Here is a 645-nt window from a genome sequence, read left to right on the forward strand (position 1 = left end):
GGGCGCTGCGGTGGTGGAAAGCTACGCCTACAACCACCGTGGCGAGCGCGTGCTACGTACTCCTTCCGATGGGGATGCGCAGATCACGCTATATGACCAAGCCGGGAAGTGGATCGGCAGCTACTCAGCGACGGGTCAAGCTCAGCAGCAGATGGTCTGGCTGGACAGCTACCCGGTAGCGATGATCAACACACCAGCCTCTGGGGTGCCAGAACTGGCCTATATCCAACCAGATCACCTGGGTACGCCGCGTATAGTTATCGATTCCGTGCGCGACATCCCGATCTGGGAGTGGAGCAATAAGAGTGAGGTGTTTGGTAATCAAAGCCCAGTCACAGACCCGGATGGCGATGGCATTGATTTTAACTTGGTACTGCGTTTTCCAGGGCAGCAGGCCACAGACGCCAGTGGGTTATTCTATARCTCCCAGCGAGAGTACGACCCGGCAGTGGCACGGTACACGCAGGGAGATCCTCTGGGACTGCACGGTGGTGTGTCATTGTACTCGTACGCGGGAAGCAATCCCGTCGCTTCGATCGATCCTTTCGGCCTTTTGGAATGGCAAGTAAATTCAGTAGTCTGGCGGACGGGTACGAGGGAAGGGGACGCGACAAGAACGTTCCCGGGCGCGCCGCAATCTGAGTT

1 protein-coding gene is annotated in these 645 nt (G+C 57.6%); it reads left to right on the top strand.

What is annotated here, in order from left to right; translation table 11 throughout:
* Window positions 1-645 (top strand): RHS repeat-associated core domain-containing protein (locus ACXJKH_RS21810; RefSeq protein ID WP_457322512.1); only part of this gene is annotated, 645 nt, incomplete at both ends.

It is taken from the genome of Stenotrophomonas sp. P5_B8 (genome assembly GCF_054049855.1).